Annotated in this window: 17 protein-coding genes, 1 tRNA gene and 1 pseudogene; 5 read left to right on the top strand and 14 right to left on the bottom strand. The window is 59.7% G+C overall.

Annotated features, from left to right (window positions below):
• The first annotated feature begins 9 nt into the window (after positions 1 to 9).
• Positions 10 to 396 carry a Co2+/Mg2+ efflux protein ApaG gene (gene apaG / locus HBN54_RS17090; RefSeq protein WP_168674439.1) on the top strand — a complete coding sequence of 129 codons (387 nt, stop codon included), beginning with the start codon at positions 10 to 12 and terminating at the stop codon, positions 394 to 396.
• Positions 397 to 499: 103 nt separating this feature from the next.
• Positions 500 to 1279 carry an O-methyltransferase gene (locus HBN54_RS17095; protein ID WP_168674440.1) on the top strand — a complete coding sequence of 260 codons (780 nt, stop codon included), beginning with the start codon at positions 500 to 502 and terminating at the stop codon, positions 1277 to 1279.
• 130 nt (positions 1280 to 1409) lie between these two features.
• Here HBN54_RS17095 and kdsA read toward each other — a convergent pair whose 3' ends face one another.
• Together kdsA and HBN54_RS17105 are read right to left on the bottom strand one after the other, a co-directional pair.
• Positions 1410 to 2267, bottom strand: coding sequence for a 3-deoxy-8-phosphooctulonate synthase (gene kdsA, locus HBN54_RS17100; protein ID WP_168674441.1), 858 nt, complete (start codon positions 2265 to 2267; stop codon positions 1410 to 1412).
• Between the two features lie 100 nt (positions 2268 to 2367).
• Positions 2368 to 2976, bottom strand: a complete 609-nt coding sequence (locus tag HBN54_RS17105; RefSeq protein WP_168674442.1) for a methyltransferase domain-containing protein — start codon at positions 2974 to 2976, stop codon at positions 2368 to 2370.
• A gap of 125 nt (positions 2977 to 3101) precedes the next feature.
• Here HBN54_RS17105 and HBN54_RS17110 point away from each other — a divergent pair, with 125 nt between their 5' ends.
• Complete coding sequence (locus HBN54_RS17110) at positions 3102 to 4052, top strand: hypothetical protein (protein WP_168674443.1); 951 nt, start codon at positions 3102 to 3104, stop codon at positions 4050 to 4052.
• A gap of 164 nt (positions 4053 to 4216) precedes the next feature.
• Here HBN54_RS17110 and cphA read toward each other — a convergent pair whose 3' ends face one another.
• From cphA to HBN54_RS17145, 7 genes and pseudogenes are all read right to left on the bottom strand, one after another.
• On the bottom strand, positions 4217 to 6844 hold the full coding sequence (cphA, locus tag HBN54_RS17115; RefSeq protein ID WP_168674444.1) for a cyanophycin synthetase: 2628 nt from the start codon (positions 6842 to 6844) through the stop codon (positions 4217 to 4219).
• Between the two features lie 169 nt (positions 6845 to 7013).
• A tRNA-Cys gene (locus HBN54_RS17120) sits at positions 7014 to 7084 on the bottom strand.
• 549 nt (positions 7085 to 7633) lie between these two features.
• A pseudogene (rpsA, locus tag HBN54_RS17125) lies at positions 7634 to 9439 on the bottom strand (30S ribosomal protein S1); the annotation flags it as partial.
• Positions 9440 to 9581: 142 nt separating this feature from the next.
• Entirely contained in the window at positions 9582 to 10181 is a 600-nt protein-coding gene (locus HBN54_RS17130) for a hypothetical protein (RefSeq protein WP_168674445.1), read from the bottom strand.
• Complete coding sequence (locus HBN54_RS17135) at positions 10182 to 10367, bottom strand: PIN domain-containing protein (protein ID WP_210428094.1); 186 nt, start codon at positions 10365 to 10367, stop codon at positions 10182 to 10184.
• Complete coding sequence (locus HBN54_RS17140) at positions 10368 to 10589, bottom strand: PIN domain-containing protein (RefSeq protein WP_168674447.1); 222 nt, start codon at positions 10587 to 10589, stop codon at positions 10368 to 10370.
• A complete protein-coding gene (locus tag HBN54_RS17145; RefSeq protein WP_168674448.1) occupies positions 10586 to 10903 on the bottom strand; it encodes a hypothetical protein in 318 nt (105 codons plus the stop codon). Before HBN54_RS17145 ends, HBN54_RS17140 begins: the two co-directional genes overlap by 4 nt.
• Positions 10904 to 11012: 109 nt before the next feature.
• On the opposite strand from HBN54_RS17145, the gene HBN54_RS17150 reads away from it, so the two are divergent.
• Positions 11013 to 11849: an alpha/beta fold hydrolase gene (locus tag HBN54_RS17150; RefSeq protein ID WP_168674449.1), complete on the top strand. Its 837-nt coding sequence runs from the start codon at positions 11013 to 11015 to the stop codon at positions 11847 to 11849.
• Positions 11850 to 11925: 76 nt separating this feature from the next.
• Here HBN54_RS17150 and HBN54_RS17155 read toward each other — a convergent pair whose 3' ends face one another.
• The 5 genes from HBN54_RS17155 to tsaD all read right to left on the bottom strand — a co-directional run bounded on the left by HBN54_RS17155 (position 11926) and on the right by tsaD (position 16226).
• Positions 11926 to 12993, bottom strand: a complete 1068-nt coding sequence (locus HBN54_RS17155; RefSeq protein WP_168674450.1) for a fatty acid desaturase family protein — start codon at positions 12991 to 12993, stop codon at positions 11926 to 11928.
• 62 nt (positions 12994 to 13055) lie between these two features.
• Positions 13056 to 13547, bottom strand: coding sequence for an HNH endonuclease (locus HBN54_RS17160; protein ID WP_168674451.1), 492 nt, complete (start codon positions 13545 to 13547; stop codon positions 13056 to 13058).
• Between the two features lie 231 nt (positions 13548 to 13778).
• Positions 13779 to 14570: a C40 family peptidase gene (locus tag HBN54_RS17165; RefSeq protein ID WP_235955573.1), complete on the bottom strand. Its 792-nt coding sequence runs from the start codon at positions 14568 to 14570 to the stop codon at positions 13779 to 13781.
• An 89-nt stretch (positions 14571 to 14659) separates the two neighbouring features.
• Positions 14660 to 15118 carry an SsrA-binding protein SmpB gene (gene smpB / locus HBN54_RS17170; RefSeq protein ID WP_168674452.1) on the bottom strand — a complete coding sequence of 153 codons (459 nt, stop codon included), beginning with the start codon at positions 15116 to 15118 and terminating at the stop codon, positions 14660 to 14662.
• Positions 15119 to 15212: 94 nt separating this feature from the next.
• Positions 15213 to 16226, bottom strand: a complete 1014-nt coding sequence (gene tsaD, locus HBN54_RS17175) for a tRNA (adenosine(37)-N6)-threonylcarbamoyltransferase complex transferase subunit TsaD (protein ID WP_168674453.1) — start codon at positions 16224 to 16226, stop codon at positions 15213 to 15215.
• Positions 16227 to 16411: 185 nt separating this feature from the next.
• Between tsaD and HBN54_RS24045 the strand changes: the two genes are divergently transcribed.
• Positions 16412 to 21031 (top strand): translocation/assembly module TamB domain-containing protein, encoded by a 4620-nt coding sequence (locus tag HBN54_RS24045; protein ID WP_168674454.1) that lies wholly within the window; start codon positions 16412 to 16414, stop codon positions 21029 to 21031.
• The last annotated feature ends 78 nt before the right edge of the window (positions 21032 to 21109 follow it).

Raw genomic sequence — 21109 nt, forward strand, 5'->3', positions numbered from 1 at the left:
CCGCCGATTATGCCCACCACCACTACGCAAGGCGTCACCGTTTCGGTTACGACCAATTACTTGCCCGACTACTCCAGCCCCGGCCAGGAGCATTTTGTATTCGCCTACAAAATCGATATTCGCAACGACAGCGAGTTCACCGTGAAGTTGTTGCGCCGCCACTGGCACATTCACGATGCCAATGGGGTGGTGCGCGAAGTAGAGGGCGAAGGCGTGGTAGGCCGCCAGCCCGTGCTGGAGCCCGGCGAGTCGCACCAGTACGTGAGCGGCTGCAACCTAAAATCAGGCGTGGGTAAAATGTGCGGCACCTACCTCATGGAGCGCCTGGCCAACGGCCAGGAATTCACGGTTGAAATCCCGGAGTTCACCCTGATGGTACCCTACCGGTTGAATTAACCACCTATTATTGCATGAAGTAGCGCGAACTTTGTAGTTCGCGTTCCCGGACGAGCCGTTGTAACGGCGCGGGGACGCGAACTACAAAGTTCGCGCTACTCTTTTGTTTCAACTCCTCGCCTACCTCCGCTTCTGGCTTCGTTCAGGCAATGCCCACGGGCTGCACTCGCCGTTTGTGTTCGGCCTCTACACCTCAGCCGTTCGGCACGAGGGCACCTACGGGGCCTACGGGGCCATTGAGGCGCGGCGGCAGCAGTTGCTCGACAGCCCGACCAGCATTAGCGTTACCGATTTGGGCGCGGGCTCGCACACCGGCGCGGGCCGCCAGCGCCGCGTGGCCGACATTGCCCGCACAGCCGCCAAGCCGGCCCATTTGGCGCAGCTGCTGTTTCGGCTGGTCAATTATTTCCGGCCCACTACCATCTTGGAGTTGGGCACTTCCCTGGGCCTCACCACGGCCTACTTGGCCGCCGCCGACTCGCGCCATACCGTCATCACCTTCGAGGGCTGCCCCAACGTGGCAGCCGTGGCCCGCGAAACCTTCGCGGCGCTGAGTATCGGCAATGTGCGCGTTGTGGAGGGCAATATCGATGACACCCTCGCTCCCGCCCTGGCAGCGCTGGGCAAACCTGTGGACTTTGCCTTTTTCGATGGCAACCACCGCTACGAGCCCACGCTACGCTACTTCGAGCTGTGCCTGGCCCACCGCACCGACGAATCGGTGTTTGTGTTCGATGACATCCACTGGTCGGAGGAAATGGAGCGGGCCTGGGAGGCCATCAAAATCCACCCCGACGTGACGGTGACGGTGGACTTGTTTTACGTCGGATTGGTCTTTTTTCGGAAGAATCAGCCCAAGCAGCATTTCTCGCTGCGGGTGTGAGTATTCCGAACGGTTATCCTGAGCGCAACGAAGGACCTTCTCACTTTTAGATGGTGTTCTTCATGCGTGAGAGGGTCCTTCGCTGTGCTTAGGATAACAATCGGCACAAGCTAAAGCATGTGCTACAAGGCTACGGCAGCTGGTTCAGCTCCACCTCACCCCGGTCCTGAATGGCCTGGCGCACGCGCGTCAGCTTTTGCAGCAGGGCTTCGAGCTGGTCGAGCGGCAGCATGTTGGCTCCGTCGGAGAGCGCCGTGGCGGGCGTGGGATGGGTTTCGATAAACAAGCCATCGGCCCCCACCGCGATGGCGGCTTTGGCAATGGTTTCGATGAGGGCGGGCTGGCCACCGGTCACGCCGCTGGCCTGGTTGGGCTGTTGCAGCGAGTGCGTCACGTCCATCACCACGGGCACCCCAAACTGGCGCATGGTGGGCAGGTTGCGGAAATCGACCACCAATTCGGAGTAGCCGAAGGAATTGCCGCGCTCGGTGAGAATGACGTTGAGGTTGCCGGCTTGGCGCACCTTGTCTACGGCCCATTTCATGGCCTCGCCGCTCAGAAACTGGCCTTTTTTGATGTTGACAACCTTGCCGGTTTGCGCGGCGGCTACCAGCAAATCAGTTTGCCGGCACAGGAAGGCCGGGATTTGCAGCACGTCCACGTACTCGGCCGCCAGCGCGGCTTCGGTCGATTCGTGGATGTCCGTGACCGTGGGCACGCCGATTTCACGCCCTACTTTTTGCAGAATGCGCAGCGCTGTTTCGTCGCCGATGCCGGTGAATGAGTCCAGCCGCGAGCGGTTGGCCTTGCGGTATGAACCCTTGAAAATGAAGGGAATCTGGAGCTTATCCGTCATGTGCTTGATGCGCTCGGCAATGCGCAGGGCCATGTCCTCGCCCTCGATGACGCAGGGGCCGGCCATGAGGAAGAACTGGCCGGAATTGGTGTGGCGGAAGTGCGGGAGGGTGTTGGCGAGGGCTTGGAGCATGGGTTTCGGGGGATGTAGCGCGAAGCGGAAGCTTCGCGGAGCGTAGAACAAATTGGCAAGTGACACGGCCGGACGCAAAGCTTACGCTTCGCGCTACAACCTATTTCTTTTTTAGACAAATAAACAGCTCCCGCCCCTGCCGGGGCTTGAGCGAATTGGTAGCCGTTTCGAAATGGCGAAACGCAAAGTAGGGCGCGAAGTACGCTCGGTATTCCTCGCGGCTGCCACCGAATGGCGGCTCCTGCACGGGGCCGAAATCGGTATCGAAGAGCAGGCCCATGAGCGTGCCGCCAGGCCGCAGCAGGTGGGCGCACTGGCGGGCATAGGCCGGGCGCAGCGCGGGGTTGAGGGCGCAGAAAAACGTCTGCTCCACAATTAAATCGTAGGCCGGGGCGTTGGGCAGGGCAAAGAAGTCCGCCAACAGAAGGTGCTCGCGGGGGAAATCGGGCACGCGGGTGGCCAGCGCCGCCAAGGCCTCCGGGGCAATATCGGCCACGAATACCTGCCGGAAACCCAACTGGTGCAGGTATTCGGCTTCGTAGGCGCGGCCGGCCCCGGGAATGAGGATGCGCGGCTGCGCGGCTACATCGAGCTGGTCGAAATAATCGCGTAGCGGCGGGGTGATGGTATGGGCATCCCAGCCGTCGCGGCCGGTGGCGTAACGTGCTTGCCAGTAGGCCGCATCGAAGTTCGCAGAAACCGTTTCCATATGGCCGAAGTATAGAATAAACTTGCCAGGGCAATAAAGTCCCCTATTTTTACGCCAAAGGTACGCGGCGCACTGCGGCACCATCCTTGATTTTTTTCTCGCTACTCTCGCTTAACTATTCCCGCATGGACCCGAACGAAACCCCCGAACCCCGCTCCAACAACAGCCGCGTCCTCCTTTGGGTAGCTCTCGTGCTGGTGCTCCTGGGCATCAACGGCGTTCTGTTTTACCTCAACCAGCAAAAAGGTCAGCAGAACGAAGTGCTGACTACCGAAGTAAAAGCTAAGGACAGCAAGCTCCAGGAGCAAATCAAGCAGTACGAAGCCCTGAAGGCTGATTTTGAGCGCCAAAGCTCAGAGCTGCAGGCGCTGGGCCTGAGCAACGACTCGCTCGAATCCAAAATCGCCGGCGTGAATGCCGACCTGTTGAAACTGCGCTCTTTCAAGGCCGGCAGCTTTTCCATTGCCCAGCAAAACCTGTTCAAGAAACGCGCCCAGAACCTGGAAGGCCAACTGCGCAAAAAGGACGACGATATTGCCCAGCTGAAGAAGGACAATGAGTCGCTCTACACCGAAACCACCACGCTGAAGGAAAAGCAGAACAAGCTGACCGATACCATCAGCACGGTGGTGCGCAGCAATAAGGAGCTGTCGGAGAAAGTATCGGTAGCCTCGCGCCTGCAGGCCGACAACATCCACGTCGCCATCATCACCTCCAAAAACAAGGAGAAGGAGGACGACAAGGAGGAGTTCAAAGCCAAGCGCGTGGAGAAAGTCAAAATCACCGCCAACCTGGCCCGCAACGACGTGTCGCCCAAGGAAACCAAAGCCATTTACCTGCGCATCCTGGAGCCCGATGGCGCGGCCCTCTACAACCTGAGCACCGGCGGCGGCACCTTCACCGTGGACGGCCAGGAGGCTTTCTACACCCAGAAGCAGGACGTGGTGTATGACAACACCCGGCAGAAACTGGAATTCGTGTACGCCAAGGGTGCCGAATACAAGAAAGGCCTGCACACGGTGGAGCTTTACGAAAGCGGCCAGTTGATGGGCAAAACCACTTTCACCTTGAAATAAGTCTTAACCGCGGATTTATCGGATTGCTCGGATTCGTCGGATTTTGTGGACGATTTAGGACATCAAAAAAGGCTGCCAATCGGCAGCCTTTTTTGATGTCCTTGGGTAGTTGGTATACGCTGAGAATCGTCCACAAAATCCGACGAATCCGAGCAATCCGCAGTTCAGACAGCGCGCTCGAACTCATCCAGCTGCGCGGTGGCAGCGGCAATGTCCTCGGCAAACAGCGTAATAACCGCGCCCTGAGGAGCCGTTTTCAGGACGTGGGCAATGGCATCGGGCTCCTTTTCGATGTAGGTGATTTTCAGGTCGGGCTTGTCGAGGCGCAGGCCGCGCTCCATGATTTCGCGCAGGAACTCCTTCGTCTTGCCGCGCAGGTCGCGGTCCTGGCGCAGGATGACTTCATCGAAGATGCGGCCCGCGATGCGGGCGAAGCCCAGTGTGTCTTCGTCGCGGCGGTCGCCCAGGCCCGATACTACGCCGATTTTGTGCGTAGCCGGCGTGGCCTCCATGAACTCGGCAAATTTGGTGATGCCCGCCGTGTTATGGGCGTAGTCCACAATCACCTCGAACTTGGGGAATTTGTACACGTTCATGCGGCCCGGCGTTTTCGTGGCCGAGGGCACGAACGTGCGGAAGGCGGTTTTGATGTCGTCGCTCTCGAACCCGGCCAGGTAGCCGGCCAGCCCCGCCGCCAGGCAGTTCTCAATGTTGAAGCCCGCCCGGCCCTCAAACGTGACCGGAAACTCGGCGGCGCGGTCGATGCGCAGCTTGTAGCTGTTGCGGTAAATTGTGACGTAGCCTTCCTCATACACCGCCGCCACGCCGCCGGCCTCCACGTGCTCCAGAATGCGCGGGTTGTTCTCGTCCATGCTGAACAGGGCCACGCGGCAGTCCACGGTGCGGGCCATGGCGTACACCAAGTCGTCGTCGGCGTTGAGTACGGCCCAGCCGTTCTTGCGCACCGTGCGGGGCAGCACGCCCTTCACAGCAGCCATTTCCTCCACGGTGTAGATATCGCGCATGCCGAGGTGGTCGGCCGCCACGTTGGTCACCACTGCAATGTCGCAGCTATGGAAGCCCAGGCCCGAGCGCAGCATGCCGCCACGGGCGGTTTCGAGCACGGCGTAGTTCACCGTGGGGTCTTTCAGCACGAACTCGGCGCTCTGGCCGCCGGTGCAGTCGCCGGTTTGCAGCTGCACACCCTGGATGTAGATGCCGTCCGTGGTCGTGAAGCCCACTTTGTAACCCTTACTGGCCACCAGATGCGCAATAAGGCGCGTGGTGGTGGTTTTGCCGTTCGTGCCCGTCACGGCAATAATCGGAATACGGGCCGTACTGCCGCGCGGAAACAGCATGTCGACCACCGGCGCGGCCACGTTGCGGGGCAGGCCCTCGGTGGGTGCAATGTGCATGCGGAAGCCGGGCGCGGCATTCACCTCAATCACGGCACCCCGGCTCTCGTTGAGCGGAATGGCAATATCGGTGGCCATCAGGTCGATGCCGCAGATGTCGAGGCCCACGATGCCGGCGGCGCGTTCGGCCATCAGCACGTTGTAGGGGTGCATCTGGTCGGTCACGTCGGTGGCAGTGCCGCCGGTGCTGATGTTGGCCGTGCTTTTCAGGTACAGGATTTCGCCGGCCGGCAGCACCGATTTCAACGTCAGCTTGCGGCCCTTCAGCAGGTCCAGCGTATGCTTGTCGGCCTTGATGCTGGTGAGCACCTTTTCGTGGCCAATGCCCCGGCGCGGGTCTTTATTTACCTCATCAATGAGCTTCTGAATGGTGCTCTTGCCGTCGCCGGTCACGGCGGCCGGCGTGCGCTTGGCAGCGGCAATGAGCTTGCCGTTCACCACCAGCAGGCGGAAATCGAAGCCTTCGATAAACTGCTCCACAATCACGGCCCGCGAGTACACCTGCGCGGCTTTCAGGCCCTCGGCGGCGTCCTTCCAGTTCATGATGCGGATGGTGGCACCCTTGCCATGATTGCCGTCGAGCGGCTTGGTCACGATGGGGAAGCCCAGTTCGTCGATGGCGTCGCGCAGGCCCGCCTCCGAATACACCGTGGTGCCGCGCGGCACGGGCACGCCCGCATCGTTGAGCATGGCTTTGGTGCGGTTTTTATTACCGGCCACTTCCACGCCCGCGTGCGAAGTCAGGCTGGTCGTAGTAGCCCAGATGCGGCGCTGGTTCACGCCATAGCCCAGTTGAATAATGCTGGTGTTCTTGAGCTGGATGTAGGGAATGTTGCGCGAAGCCGCCTCGGCCACGATGCTATAGGTACTCGGCCCGAAGAATTCATCTTCCCGGATTTCGTGCAGCTCGGTGATGAGGGGTTTCAAATCCACCTTCTCCTTCTTACACACGGCTTCTACCACTTCAACGGCAGCCTCGGCGGCGCGGCGGCCGGCGCGCTCTTCCTGGTAAGCGAATACCACGTACTCCACTCCTTCCTCCTGCGCCGGGTAGCTCTTGCCCCAATACACGGGCATGGCGGCCTGCCGCTGCAGCTCCAGCGCCACATGCTGGATGACATAGCCCAGCGGTTCGCCGTCATTCAGCGCCTCCAGGGTCAGCGGCTGGTGCTTGGCGGCCTGCTTGCCGCTCATGCCGCCCGGCTGCACGGTCCCGATATTGGGAAACAGCTTCATCAACCGCCCGGCAAACCCCGGCACGGCATTCGACCACTGGCCGGCAAACTCCTGTAAATCAACTTTGGCAACGATGAGCTTATGGTGCTTCACAGACCAGTAGCTCGGCCCGCGCATGGTGCGGAGGTCAACAATCTTCATAAGGGATGGGGTAGTAAAAGTCGGGGTTCAGGCGCAAGTACGGCCAATGGCCCAGCTTGGCTACGAAATGTAGGCATAATGCGGCCAAAACCCGCCACCCGCCCCATTATCCACGAAAAAAGCCCCATCGGCCGGGTGGCAAATGGGGCTTTTCGAAGCATTGCTGCTGAGGTGACGGGCGGATTCGAACCGCCGTAGGAGGTTTTGCAGACCTCTACCTAGCCACTCGGTCACGTCACCAGTAGTGGTCTTTTGGGAGCGCAAAGGTAAGCAGCCGGTTTGGGCTGGGCAAGGTTTCGGCACAAAAAAAGCCCCGGCGCGTGCGCCGGGGCTCCTTTCTGCAACTAAGCTAGGCGGTTAGGCTTTGGCTTCGTCGTCTTTTTTGTCGGCAGCTTCGTCACCGGCAACCAGGCCTTTGGCCTTGTCCACCAGGTCACCGGCTACTTCCGAAGCCTTGTGGAAGGCTTCCGAGTGCGTCACAGCGTCCACGGCATCGGCAGCGGCGTGCTTCACGGTGTCGAGGGCAGCAGCAGCAGCACCGGTGATACCGGCCAGCAGGCCACCTTCTGTAGCAGCTTCAGCGGCCGGAGCAGCTTCGGCGGCTGCAGGAGCAGTGCCTTCGATGGTAGCAGCAGCCTGAGCGGCAGCCTCGGGCGTGGCAGCATTCGTAGCGCCTTTGCCAGCGGCAGCACCATCCTCCAGCGCCTGGGCGTTGTCGGGGCCAGCAGCGGGAACGTCGGCAGGCTTGTTAGCGGCAGCAGCTTTCAGCTTCTGCTCACCAGCCTTACGCTCGTTGCCCATCATCTGGTCGCGCAGGGCGCTCAGCGCGTCGAGGTCGCCGAGGGTCGACTTCTCTTCCGTCTTCTTCAAGTCGCTGATTTTGCCTTCACCCTGGGTTTCGCCAGCTTTGGTGTTGGTTTTCTTCTTGAACTTGGAGTTGCGGCTGTCGTCTTCAGCAGCAGCAGCCTTGTCGAACACAGCCGTGTGCGAGAGCACGATGCGGCGGTCGTCCTTCGAGAATTCCGTTACGCGGAAGTCCAGCTGCTCGCCGTTTTCGGCGTTCGAGCCATCCTCTTTCACCAACGACTTGGGGTAAGCGAAGCCCTCGATGCCGTAAGGCAATTCGAGTACCGCGCCACGCTCCGACTTCTCGGTGATGGTAGCCTTGTGTACCGAGCCGGGGGTGAACACCGTCTGGAAGGTATCCCAGGGGTTTTCTTCCAGCTGCTTGTGGCCCAGGGCCAGGCGACGAGCGCCGAGGTCCAGCTCCAACACCACTACGTCCAGCTTATCGCCCACCTTCACCATTTCCGATGGGTGCTTGATTTTCTTGGTCCACGACAGGTCGGAAACGTGCACGAGGCCGTCCACACCCTCTTCCAGCTCAACGAACAGGCCGAAGTTGGTCAGGTTGCGCACGAGGCCGCTGTGCTTGCTGCCCACGGCGTACTTGTCGGCGAAATCGCCACGGGTCCACGGGTCTTCGGTCAATTGCTTGATGCCGAGGCTCATCTTGCGGTCTTCGCGGTCGAGCGTCAGAATCTGCGCTTCTACCGTGTCGCCCTGCTTGATGAAGTCCTGCGGGTTGCGCAGGTGCTGGCTCCAGCTCATTTCCGAAACGTGGATGAGGCCTTCCACACCGGGTACCACTTCCATGAAAGCGCCGTAGTCGGCCACGTTCACGATGCGGCCCGATACTTTCGAACCCGGCTGCAGGTCGGCGGGCAGCGAATCCCATGGGTGGGGAGTCAGCTGCTTCAAGCCCAGCGAAATACGCTTCTTGGCTTCGTCGAAGTCCAATACTACGATGTTCAGTTTCTGGTCCAGGGTCAGCACTTCGCTCGGGTGAGCGATACGGCCCCACGAGATGTCCGTGATGTGCAGCAGACCGTCGACACCGCCGAGGTCGATGAACACGCCGAAGTTGGTCATGTTCTTGATGTTGCCTTCCAGAATCTGGCCTTTCTCAAGGTTGTTCAGGATGGCCTCACGCTGCTTCTCGAGGTCTTTCTCGATGAGTACTTTGTGCGAAACCACTACGTTGTCGAAAGCGGAGTTGATTTTCACCACTTTCACTTCCATGCGACGGCCAACATAAATGTCGAAGTCACGGATAGGCTTCACGTCGATTTGCGAGCCGGGCAGGAAGGCTTCTACGCCGTCGAGCTCCATGATGAGGCCGCCTTTGGTGCGACGCTTCACTACACCTTCGAGGATGGTATCCAGCTCGAGGGCATCGTAAATAGCCTTCCAGGCCTGCTTGATTTTAGCTTTCTTACGGCTCAGGATGAGCTGGCCGTTGATGTCTTCCTGGTCTTCGATGAATACCTCCACCGTGTCACCGATTTTCAAATCGGGCAGGTCGCGGAATTCGGTAATCGACACCAGACCATCGGATTTGAAGCCGATGTTCAGGATTACGTCGCGGTCGGTGATGCCAACCACGGTACCCGTTACCACTTCTTCTTCCTGAACAGTCGTCAGCGTGTCGCCGTACATCTGCTCCATCTCGGCGCGCTGGTCGGCCGAGTAGTTTCCACCAAAACCGGTGGCTCCGACATTATCCCAGTCGAAATCGTCAATCAATTCTGCCATAATAGCTTTTGGACACCTCTTAGATAAACGAGAAGGCCGGTACCCGGGCCAATTCGCGGTTCTTATTGAACACCTTGCCGTTGTGCAGCAAGTCCCGCCACCCTGGCGAGGGCGCAAAGGTACGGGTTTTCAGGCGGTTTTGCTAGTCTGCGGAAGCTTCATTCTTGCCGTGAAACACCCTCGCTACCTGATTGAAATAGGTTGACATCAAATAATCGGCCGCACTCATCTTGAAGTGCTCTGCCTGTAATTCCATGTCTGGCTCTGTTTGAAGCTTACTTTTCCCAAGCAGCTTTTTGATATTCTTCTTAACTATTGCTGGTTTAAATGGGCCATCCATGGCCATAATAGCATACAGACACGCCAGCATGGCCTCGTCAGGGTCACCACCCCGGAGCATGAAATTCACGAAGAAATCAAGCTGCTTGGTGCAGTCAAATTTCTCGAGTGGCCACAGGAAGTTTGAGCTATAATTCTTGTTTTCAGAAGCAATTGCGGCTTGCATTAATGGCCTGATTGCTCGCGGGTCTTTGGCAGTGCCAAGAACTCTGCTAATAAACCACTGGGTATCCCGGCAAACGCTCGTTTTCAACAGCTTGATTAATGCCGTTACTGCTTGCCGCTTTGGCTTTTCAATAGCAACCTGCACAGCCAGCAATTCTTCATGAGCTGCGGAGCCAATCTCAGCTTCTTTCAGCAGCTTACGCAGCCTTTCGCGGTTTGTCAGTCGGCGCTTGCTCATTTATTCTGTGATTATACCCAAAAACACCTCCGCCGAAACTACCCGCACCGCCGGAAAGCCTGCTGCCGCCAACCCGTCGAAATGCCGGTCATTGCTCACCAGGTAATCGGCCCCGCCCGCCACGTAGGCGTCCACAAATTTCTGGTCGTTGGGGTCGATGAAGGGCAAGCGCCAGTTGTAGCGCACCTAATGGCGGCTGACGTTGCGTAAGTTACCCAGGGCCTGGAGCACGTTGTGCGCCACGGCCGGCCCGTTACGCTGACCGATTATTTCTTCGTATTCCAGCAGAATCCTGGTGCTCACCACCAGCGTCAGGCGCTGTTGAAGCAAGGCGTCGAATATGGGGCGGAACGGTGACTGACGGCCGATACTCACCAGCAGCACATTGGTGTCCAGAACTACCCTCATGCAGCCTGGCGGCCGTGGGCGGTGCGCAGGTGTTCGCGCACCCATTGGTGCATGGTTTCGGGCGTCCAGCCCTTGGCATCCCATTGCTGGTCTACCAAGTCGGCAGCCCGCTCGGCATAGTACAGTCCGATTAGCTGACGGATATCTGCTTCTTCTTCAGCCGACATGGTACGGGCAAACGGCGCGGCCGGGGAGCCGGCAGGCGGCAGAGCAGCCGCAGTGCACTGCTCTGCGATTTTAGCAAGCACCAGGTCCTGAATCTGCGCTTCGCTCAGTTCCACCGAGTCAGGGAGAAGGACGGTTATGGTTTTCATAAAGGCAGTATTGTATCCAATCAAATTTACGCAAAAAGCAACTGTGAGTCTGGCTGGCTGCGTAATGGAAGAAGAACCTTGTTTCATCTCAACTTTTCTTTCATCTCAAATGGCTTACATCAAAGCAGGCAACGACGCAGCCGGGCATCCGGTCCAAATTTTCTACGAAGACTGGGGCCAGGGCGCACCGGTAGTACTCATCCACGGCTGGCCGCTCGACCATACCATGTGGGAGCACCAAGCGGTGGCGCTGGCCAAGGCTGGGAAGCGCGTGATTGCCTACGACCGGCGCGGGTTTGGTCGTTCGTCGCGCCCGTGGGGCGGCTACGATTACGATACCCTGGCGGCTGACTTGAACGCGCTGCTGACGGAGCTGGACCTGACCGGCGTGACGCTGGTGGGCTTTTCGATGGGCGGCGGTGAAATTGCCCGCTACATCGGCAACTACGGGCAGGAGCGGCTGGCCCGCGTGGCCTTCGTGAGCGCCGTGACGCCCTACATGCTCCAGACCGGCGACAACCCCGACGGCGTGCCGCAGAAGGTATTCGACGGCATGCACGAAGGCATTCTCAAGGACCGGTTTGCGTTTCTGGAAAGCTTCGCAAAAGACTTTTACGGCCAGAGCATGATTAGCCACCCCGTGAGCCAGGCGGTGCTGAACTGGAACCAGACGGTGACCACGCTGGCCGCGCCCAATGCGACGGACGACTGCGTAACCTCTTTCTCGGGTACGGACTTCCGCGACAACCTGAAAAAGGTAACGGTGCCCACGCTCGTGATTCACGGCGACAAGGACCAGACGGTGCCCTTTGCGGTAAGCGGTGAGCGTACGGCCAAAATGGTGGCCGGCGCGGAGCTGAAAGTGTACGAAGGCGAGCCCCACGGCCTGTTCTTCACGGCCAAGGACAAGCTGACGGCTGATTTGCTGGCCTTCGTGGGCAAGTAAACCGCAGATATCCCAAACGAAGAAGGCCCCGATGCTGATGCGTCGGGGCCTTCTTCGTTTGGGATAACTCCGGTGCTTAGGCGGCGCGGCCCATCTGGCGCAGGAACATGACGTGCGACACGACGGCCGAGCGGGTACGGGCGTAGTTATTGTATTTCACATCGAACTCATCGCACACCTGCTGCACAATCTTGCTGATGGCGGGGTAGTGTACGTGCGAGATTTTGGGGAACAGGTGGTGTTCAATCTGGAAATTGAGACCACCTACCAGCCAGCTAACCACTTTGTTATCAGTTGCAAAGTTGGCCGTGGTGCGCACCTGATGGATGGCCCATTCGTCTTCGAGCTTGCCGGTGGTGGCATGGGGCATGGGGAAAGCGGCATCTTCCACGGTGTGGGCCAGTTGGAACACCATGCTCAGGACCAGGCCGGCCACGGCGGTGCTCAGCATGAAGCCGGCAAACCAAGGCAGAAAGCCAACCATGTAGATGGGCAGGGCCACGTAGAGCAAGAGGTTCAGCACTTTAAAGCCCCAGAAGCTGACGTGCTCGCCGGTGTTCATGGGTTTGAGGCCGATGGCACCGATTTGGCGGGTGAAGTACTTCTGGTAGTCCATGGCGAAAATCCAGGACGTGTAGAGCATGCAGTAGAGCGCCCAGAAGTAGAAGTGCTGGTAGCGGTGCAACGGGTGCTTGGGCTGGTCGGGCGTCATGCGCATCCAGGGCTGGATGTTGATGTCGTCGTCGTGGCCTTCGATGTTGGTGTAGGTGTGGTGGATGAGGTTGTGCTTCGAGTTCCACATGTAGGGGCTGCCGCCGAGCACGCCGAGGGTGTAGGCCGCGATGCGGTTCATCCAGGGGTAGCGCGAGAAGCTGCCGTGGGCCCCGTCGTGCATCACGTTGAAGCCGATGGCGGCGATAACGCAGCCCAGCAAAGCGCATTCGAGCAAGGCCCAGCCGGTGGCGGGCGTGAAGAACACGAGGTGCACATAAAGCGCCACCATGATGCCAACCAATAATATCGCCTTGAACAAGAGGCTGGCATTACCCGTCATTGGCCGGCCGGATTCTTCAAAGTATTGATTTATCCGGGTTTTCAGCTCGGTGTGAAACGAGCGGGTGGCAGCGAATTTGGGTAAGGCCATGGACAGGAATTGGGGGATGATGAAGGACAAATGTACTTCGCCTCAACCCTGCCCGACCAAACTTAGTTTAGATAGGCGTGCCAGTTCTGGTCGATAGTGCCCGCCGAGAGGCGCAGGAAACCCGCCAAAGTTGGCTTTTTGGGATGCTGCCGGATGGTTAAACCCGCTTCGTTGGGCGTGTGGTGGCCTTTGGCGTGGTTGCAGCGGGCGCAGGCCGTGAGCAGGTTGGTCCACGAAGATTCTCCGCCGCGCGAGCGGGGCACGACGTGGTCGAGCGTGAGATTCTTGGGCGAGCCGCAGTACTGGCACTCGAAATGGTCACGCTTGAAGATGTTGTGCCGGCTCAGGGCAATGCCTTTGTAGGGCACACGCACGTAGCGTTGCAAGCGGATGATGCTTGGCTTAGGGTAGGCTTGCGATATTGTTCGGAGCGTGCCGTCGGACTTGGCAACCATTTCCGCTTTGTCGAGAAACAGGAGCACAAACGCCTTTTGCACGCTGCACAGGGTGATGGCGGTATAGTCGCCATTCAGCACTAACACTTTTTGGTCCATACACGCGTTGGGTTTCGGATAACCCGCCGAAAGCTAGCGGTTTCCGAGCAGATAAACAAGCGTGCTAGGGTTAAGTTCAGCGGGGGACTAATAGTCAGAGAACGGTCATGCCGAGCGCAGCTGAGGCATCTCGCGTGCAATGGTAGCCCAACCGTTGGAAAAGGATTACGACCACACGCGAGATGCCTCAGCTGCGCTCGGCATGACGGCCTTTTCGCCCTTGCTTCCCCCCTACTCCGGCAGCAGGCGCTTTATCAGCCGCAGCTTGTGCGAATATTTTTGCCGGTCGCGGTTGTAGATGCCGTTGTGGTCGAGGGGGTCGAGGCGGACTTCGCCGTGGGCGTGCAGAATCTGGCCTTCGTCCATCACCATGCCGACGTGCACGATGCGGCCTTCGGCGTTATCAAAGAAGGCGAGGTCGCCGAATTTGGCCTGGGGCACGAAATGCACGGGGCGGCCGTGGTCGATTTGCTGGCGGGCATCGCGCGGGAGCTGGATGCCGAGCAGGCCGTAGAGCTGCTGGCAGAGGCCGGAGCAGTCGAGGCCGAAGACGCTTTTACCGCCCCATACGTAGGGTGCCTTCAGGTACATGAGGGCGATTTTGCGCAGCAGCGCCGCCTGGCGGGCGGTATCGGGCGCGGCGGCGGGGTTGGTGGCGGTGCCGTTGTAGAAGTAGTTGCGCTCGCCGATGCGCACGTTCATGCCATCGAAAAACGGCAGGCGGCAGCCCAGGGTGAGTGGAATCTTGGTGGTGGCGTCGCTCACGGCCTGCACCACGTCGAGGGCTCGGGGGTGGTCCTGGGCGCGCCAGGCGGCGTAGTATTCGGGCGAAACGGGCGTGTGCTGCTTGGCGTCAATCCAGCCCACGTAGTCGTCGGCGGCAAGCTGGACCTGCAGCCAGCTTTCCTGCTTCACCAGAATGTGGTAACACTCGCCGAAAAGCAGCTGGGTAACGAGCTCGGCCCGGTCGTTGGGCTCGGCGCGGACGGGGACGGCGCTGAGCGCGCAGATGCCGGGATTCAATTTGGTGAAGTGGTGAGATGGTGAGGTGTGAGTGCAAAGAACGGTAGCCGTGGTGGTACTCACCATTTCACACCTCACCATTTCACTACTTACAGCCGTTCCATGTCGCGCTTCTGGGCTTTTTCCTTGAGGTCGTTGCGCTTGTCGTAGAGCTTTTTGCCCTGGGCGAGGGTGATTTCGATTTTAGCAAAGCCACGGTCAGTTACGAAAAGGCGCAGGGGGATGATGGTGAGGCCCTGGTCTACGGCTTTGCCGGCCAGCTGCTTCAGCTCGCGCTTGTTGAGCAGAAGCTTACGGGCACGCATGGCGTCGTGGTTATTGTAAGTACCTAAGGAATAGGGCGCGATGCGGATGGAATGAATCCAGAGGTCGCCGCGCTGGTCGAAGGTGCAGTAGCCGTCGGTGAGGTTTACGTTGCCTTCGCGGATGCTTTTTATTTCGGTGCCTTGCAACATCACGCCCGCGTCGTACTTGGCCAGGAACGTGTATTCGTGGCCGGCGCGACGGTTTTTGATATTGATGATGACAGGTTTATCGTCTTTGGCCATAATAGGGTAAAAGTACGGCGTGGCATAAGCTTTAGCTTGTGCGTTTTGTCGTTTTAACGTTAATACGCACAAGCTAAAGCTTATGCCACTGTGCCTACGTCAGCTTCAGGCGCGGGTTGGGGCTGCTGAGCTGGGTGGCGAAGTCACCGGCTTCATACTGAAAATGCGCGGTCATGGCTACCATGGCGGCATTATCGGTGCAAAAGGCGAAATCGGGGATGAAAACCTGCCAGTTTTGGACCACGGCTTCGGCCTCCAGGGCGGTACGCAGGCCGGAGTTGGCGGCCACACCGCCGGCCAGCGCTATCTGCGTCAGGCCGGTATCGGCGGCGGCGCGGCGGAGCTGGCGCAGCAGCGTAGCCACAATGGTGTGCTGGACACTGGCGCAGAGGTCGGGCAGGTTTTCGGCCACGAAATCGGGGTTAGCGGCCACTTCCTTTTTCAGGAAATACATCACCGACGTTTTCAGGCCGCTGAAGGAAAAATCGTAGCCGGGCATGGCCCCTACCGGGAAGGCGAAGCGCAGCGGGTTGCCCTGGCGGGCCAGCTTGTCGAGGTGCGGGCCGCCGGGGTACGGCAGGCCGAGCAGCTTAGCGGTTTTGTCGAAGGCCTCGCCGGCGGCATCGTCGATGGTCTGGCCGATGACGTCCATTTCCAGGGCCGATTTCACCACCACCAGCTGCGTGTGGCCGCCGCTCACGGTGAGGCAGAGGAAAGGGAAATCCGGCTTGGGGTCGCGGAGAAAATGGGCCAGAATATGGGCGCGCATATGGTTCACGGCCAGCAGCGGCTTATCGAGGGCCAGGGCCAAGGTCTTGGCAAACATGCCGCCTACTAGTAAGGAGCCCAGCAGGCCGGGGCCCTGGGTAACGGCTACGGCATCGAGGTCGGCCTTGGTGATGCCGGCTTCTTTGAGGGCGGCCGTGACGACGGGCAGCAGGTGTTGCTGGTGGGCGCGCGAGGCCAGCTCGGGCACTACGCCGCCGTATTGCTCGTGGACTTTTTGGGTGGCTACCACGTTGCTCAGCAGCTGGCCGCCGGCCAGAACGGCCGCGCCGGTGTCGTCGCACGACGATTCGATGGCGAGGATAATGGGGTGTGCAGGCATGGATTTAATCGAGGTTGGGCACGCAAAGGTCGCACTACGGCGCAATAGCGTTGAACCCCGGCCTAAAAGTGGCCGTTCCATTGGCCTGATAGTTGGCTACGCCGACCTTTGGTTGCCGGTAACGACTAAAAAACCGCAACTTTGCGGATTAACCCGCGTTTCCCGCGTTCATTCCTCCTGCCCCGGTGCGTCGTTTCCTCTCCATTTTGCTAAAAATCCTGCTGGGCTTGGTCCTGTTGGTGGTATTGGCTGTGGTGGGAGCTTTGGTGGCGTTACGCATTCCGAGCGTGCAAACGCGGCTGGCCCACGAGGCGGCCGATGTACTGACGCGGAAGCTGGGCCAGCAGGTGACGATTGGCGGAGTTGATATCCGGCCGTTTTCCCGCGTGCTGCTCAATGGAGTGAGCGTGAAAGACCGGCGCGGTGGCGAGCTGTTCAGCATTGGGCGGGCCGATGCGGATATCTCGCTGTTTTCGGTGTTCGACCCGCGCCACCTGCACATTGCCACGCTCACGCTGAATGAGCCGCGCTTCGAGCTAAAGAACCTGCCCGGCCAGCCCGACTCCACCACCTTCAGCCAGTTTATGGCCTCGGTGAAGCGGCTGATTGGGCCCTTGACCGACACCAGCAAGTCGGCGCCGTTCGATTTTCAGATTGCCGCCGTGACCCTGCGCAACGGCCATTTTGCCATTGAGAAAGGCGACCTGCCGCACGCCAAAACCTACGGCCAGAGCATCGACTACGACCATTTGCTAGTCGACAGTATCTACGCCGACATCTCCAAAATCCGGCTCGAAGACACGCTGCGCATGCGCATCAGCCAGCTGCACGCCGTGGAAACGCCCTCCCGGACGCCATTGCGCGAAATCACGGCGGATATGACCTACGGGCCGCATTTCTGGGAATTCAAGGATTTGAGCCTGCGCGTGGGCCGCAGCCAGATTAAGGATTATGTGCGGTTTGAGTTTCGGGTATTTGGCAACTTTACCGATTACAATGACTCGATGAAGACCATTGCGCACCTGCGCAACTCCAAGGTTTATTCGGATGACATTGCCAAGTTTGCGCCGCAACTGAGCGAAATGCACGAGTCGGTAGCCATTTCGGGCGATGCCTCGGGCTACGTCCGCGATTTCAAGGTGAACAACCTGGACGTGCGCTACGGCACCGGCACCCACATTGTGGCCAAGCGCGCCCACGCCGACGGCCTTCCCAACTACAAGGAGAGCTTTATCGACCTGCGCCTGCTACCCTCAGTGGTGGTGGCCAATGACCTGAAAAAGTGGCTGCCGGCGGCGGCCAACACGATTGTGCAGCGCCTGGGCAAAGTAAAATTGCAGGGCCAGGTGTTGGGCTTTTACAACGATTTCGTGGCCAATGCCTCGTTCGATACTGCCCTGGGCTTTGTGGCGACGGACGTGAACCTTAAGACCAAAACCGACCTCACGCACGCTACTTACGAGGGCACGGTGCGCTCCAATGCGTTCGAGCTGGGCAAGTTTCTGGGCGATGAAAGCGTGATTCGGGACGTGACGCTGAATGGCCGCGTGGCGGGCACGGGCTTTCTGCCGGCTTTCGCGCAGGGCAAGGCCAAGCTCACGGTGCCGGCCATCTGGCTTAATGGCTACCGCTACCACAACATTGCGTTTGATGGCGATTTCCGGCCGCTGCACTTCAACGGCCACGCGAGTGTGAACGACCCGGCCGTGCGCCTGGTGGCCGATGGCCACATCGACCTGGAGCGCAAGCACGAAAATGTTGACATCAAGACCAAAATCGATTTCGCCAACCTGCGCACCCTCGGCCTGATGAGCCAGCCGCTGACCGTGAGCACCACGGCCGACGTGAAGTTTAAGGGCGTGCAGCTCGATTCGCTCATTGGCTACGCCTACCTGCGCCACTCGCGCTTCACGCTCGATGGCCGCAAGCTCGACCTCGATACACTGGACGTGGTGAGCACCCGCAGCCGCCTGAACCAGCGCCGCGTAACGCTGCGCTCGGAGGCGCTGAACGCCAGCCTGGCCGGCACCTTCAACACCTCTGATGTGGTGCGCGACGTGCAGACGCTCATCACCGAGTACCGGCTCAACTTTGAAAGCAACGCGGCGGCTACGGCCGACTACTACCGCCGCAAGCGCCAGCGCACTCTGCCGGTGTACCAGGTTGACTTACTGCTGAATCTGAAAAAAGCCAACCCGCTCCTGACGCTTTTTGTGCCCGATTTGCGGGTGGCCGATGGCAGCCGCATCGACGGCTCGTTCCGGAACGGGGCCACATCGATTTTCCAGCTCGGCGGCCACCTCGACAGCCTGCGCTACGGCCCGGTGCAAACGGTGAACGACGACTTCGACTTCCTCACCTCGAAGCTGCCGTACAAATCCGATATTCTGGCCCAGGCCAGCATCACGAGCGACCGGCAGGTACTGCCGGGGCTGGGCCGCACCGAGAAATTTATTGTGGAAGGCGTATGGGACCAGCAGCGCATCAACTTCTCGACCTCGCTGGCTCAGACGGGCACCACCAACAAGGCCACCATCAACGGTTCGCTGGGTTTTCTGGCCCGGGCGGTGGAGGTGATTTTTCGGCAATCCGACGTGCACTTGCTGGATAAGAACTGGACCATTGCGGAAAACAACTCGGTGCGGATTTCGAACTACGGCAAGGAATTCGACATCAAGAACCTGACGTTCAGCAACGGCGAACAGTTTGTGAGTGCGCAGGGCATCATCTCGCCCGATGCCGGCCAGCCACCGTTGCAGCTGCAAATCAAGGACTTCGAGCTGGCCACGCTCAAAACGCTGACCGGCCAGAACCTCTCGGGCCGTGTGAATGCCCAGGGCACCGTGAGCGGCGTGTACGGCCCGCTGGCCATCAGCAGCACGCTCGGGGTGGATTCGTTGAAATACGACGGCACGCTGATTGGGCAGGTAGCCGGGCGCAGCGACTGGGACAACGCTGCCGGCAAGCTGCGCATGAACCTGGACGTAGCCCGCGCCGGCCAGTCGGTGCTGACCGTGCTGGGCGACATTGCGCCGCAGGACAAGATTAATCAGTTCAACCTCACCGGCACGCTCAATGATGCGCCCATTGTGCTGGCGCAGCCTTTTCTGGGGTCGCTGTTTAAGAACCTGGGCGGCACCGGGCGCGGCGAGCTGCGCCTCACGGGCCTGTTTGGCGCGCCCAATCTGCTCGGCTATGTGGACGTGAGCAACGGCCGCCTCACCTTCGGCTACCTAGGCACCACGTACACCTTTGCCGACCGCATCAGCTTTACCAGCAAGTCAATAGAGTTCCACAACATCAAGCTGCGCGACGTGCTGGGCAATACCGGCACCGTGGACGGCATTGTGAACCACCGCGGCTTCAAGGACATGAGCCTCGACATTGCGGCCAATTTCCGCAAGATGCAGGTGCTCAACACCACGCGCAAGGATAATGAGCTGTATTTTGGCACCGCCTATGCCACCGGCACGGCCCGCGTAACCGGCCCCACCAATGACCTGGACGTGACCGTGCGGGCCAGCAGCGAAACCGGCACCCGCGTGAGCCTGCCCCTCGACAACGCGGCCAAGGCCGAAAAGGCTGGCTACATTAAGTTCGTGAATAACAACCCGGTGGGCGATACCGTCATCACGAAAAAGGCCGTAGCGGTGGCCGCGCAGGACAAAGTGGACCTGTCGGGCATCAAGCTCAACATGAACCTGACTATCACCCCCGAGGCTTATGTTGAGATTCTGCTCGATGAAAGCACGGGGGATGTGATTCGCGGCTCGGCCGCCGGGCAGCTGCGCATGGCCATTGATACGCGGGGCGAATTCAATATGTACGGGCAGGTTGAGATTGTGCGAGGGGCGTATAATTTCACGCTGCAAGGCCTTATCAACAAGGAGTTTGTGGTGCGGCCCGGCGGCATTATTTCCTGGAACGGCGACCCGCTGGCCGGCGAAATGAACGTGACGGCAACCTACACGCAGCGCACCTCGCTGGCCCCGGTGCTGGGCGCGGGCTCGTCGGGCAGCGTGGCCGTGGTGCCCGTGACGGCCGTGATGAACCTGACCGGGCCACTGCTGCTGCCGGCCATCAAGCTCAACCTGGAGTTCAACGACACGCCGGGCACGCTCCAGGGCGACCTGGCGGCCTTCACCACTTCGCTACGCAACGACGAGCAGGAGCTCAACCGACAGGTTTTCAGCTTACTGGTATTCAAGCAGCTGTCGCCGCCGGGCTCATTTGGCAACACCATTTCCATTCGGGGGCAGGACAACACGGCCTTCAAAAGCCTGGGCCAGGTGCTGAGTACCCAGCTTGGCCTGCTCACCTCGCAAATCGACCAGAACCTGGAAATTGACTTCAACATCAACGGCATCACCCCCGAGCAGCTGCAGGCCCTGCAAGTGCGCCTCAGCTACTCGTTTCTGAACGGGCGCCTGCGCGTGACGCGGGAAGGCGGCTTCACCAACAATCCCAACCTGGTGAACAGCGCCACGGGCGGCACTTCTTCCGTGCCCGTCACTAGCGGCAACACGGCCGGCCAGGCCTCGCTGCTCGGCGACCTCAGCCTGGAATATTACCTGCGGCCCGATGGCAAGTTCCGGGCAAAGCTGCGCTACGAAACCACCCCCCGCGACCTGGAAACCATCAACCAGCCCCGGGCGGGCCTCTCGCTGCTGCACACCGAGCAGTTCAACTCGTTCGGGGAGCTGTTCACCCGCAGAAACCCCAGAAAGAAGGAGCGCAACACCCAGAAAGCCCGCGAAGGCAAGGAAGTGATGACGGTGGACGAGGACCCGCGCACGAATTTGTAGGGTAAGAGGGTGTGGGGGTAGGAGGGCAGGAATCAGAGGGAAAAAAGCTTGTTCGTCCACTCAACCCCTACCCTCCTA

Source organism: Hymenobacter artigasi (assembly GCF_012275535.1).
Taxonomy (GTDB): Bacteria; Bacteroidota; Bacteroidia; order Cytophagales; family Hymenobacteraceae; genus Hymenobacter; species Hymenobacter artigasi.

Coding starts and splice junctions, on each gene's coding strand:
- apaG (WP_168674439.1), top strand. CDS start 10: ATGCCCACCACCACTACGCAAGGCGTCACCGTTTCGGTTACGACCAAT.
- kdsA (WP_168674441.1), bottom strand. CDS start 2,267: ATGCTCCAAGCCCTCGCCAACACCCTCCCGCACTTCCGCCACACCAAT.
- HBN54_RS17105 (WP_168674442.1), bottom strand. CDS start 2,976: ATGGAAACGGTTTCTGCGAACTTCGATGCGGCCTACTGGCAAGCACGT.
- HBN54_RS17110 (WP_168674443.1), top strand. CDS start 3,102: ATGGACCCGAACGAAACCCCCGAACCCCGCTCCAACAACAGCCGCGTC.
- cphA (WP_168674444.1), bottom strand. CDS start 6,844: ATGAAGATTGTTGACCTCCGCACCATGCGCGGGCCGAGCTACTGGTCT.
- HBN54_RS17130 (WP_168674445.1), bottom strand. CDS start 10,181: ATGAGCAAGCGCCGACTGACAAACCGCGAAAGGCTGCGTAAGCTGCTG.
- HBN54_RS17140 (WP_168674447.1), bottom strand. CDS start 10,589: ATGAGGGTAGTTCTGGACACCAATGTGCTGCTGGTGAGTATCGGCCGT.
- HBN54_RS17145 (WP_168674448.1), bottom strand. CDS start 10,903: ATGAAAACCATAACCGTCCTTCTCCCTGACTCGGTGGAACTGAGCGAA.
- HBN54_RS17150 (WP_168674449.1), top strand. CDS start 11,013: ATGGCTTACATCAAAGCAGGCAACGACGCAGCCGGGCATCCGGTCCAA.
- HBN54_RS17155 (WP_168674450.1), bottom strand. CDS start 12,993: ATGGCCTTACCCAAATTCGCTGCCACCCGCTCGTTTCACACCGAGCTG.
- HBN54_RS17160 (WP_168674451.1), bottom strand. CDS start 13,547: ATGGACCAAAAAGTGTTAGTGCTGAATGGCGACTATACCGCCATCACC.
- smpB (WP_168674452.1), bottom strand. CDS start 15,118: ATGGCCAAAGACGATAAACCTGTCATCATCAATATCAAAAACCGTCGC.
- tsaD (WP_168674453.1), bottom strand. CDS start 16,226: ATGCCTGCACACCCCATTATCCTCGCCATCGAATCGTCGTGCGACGAC.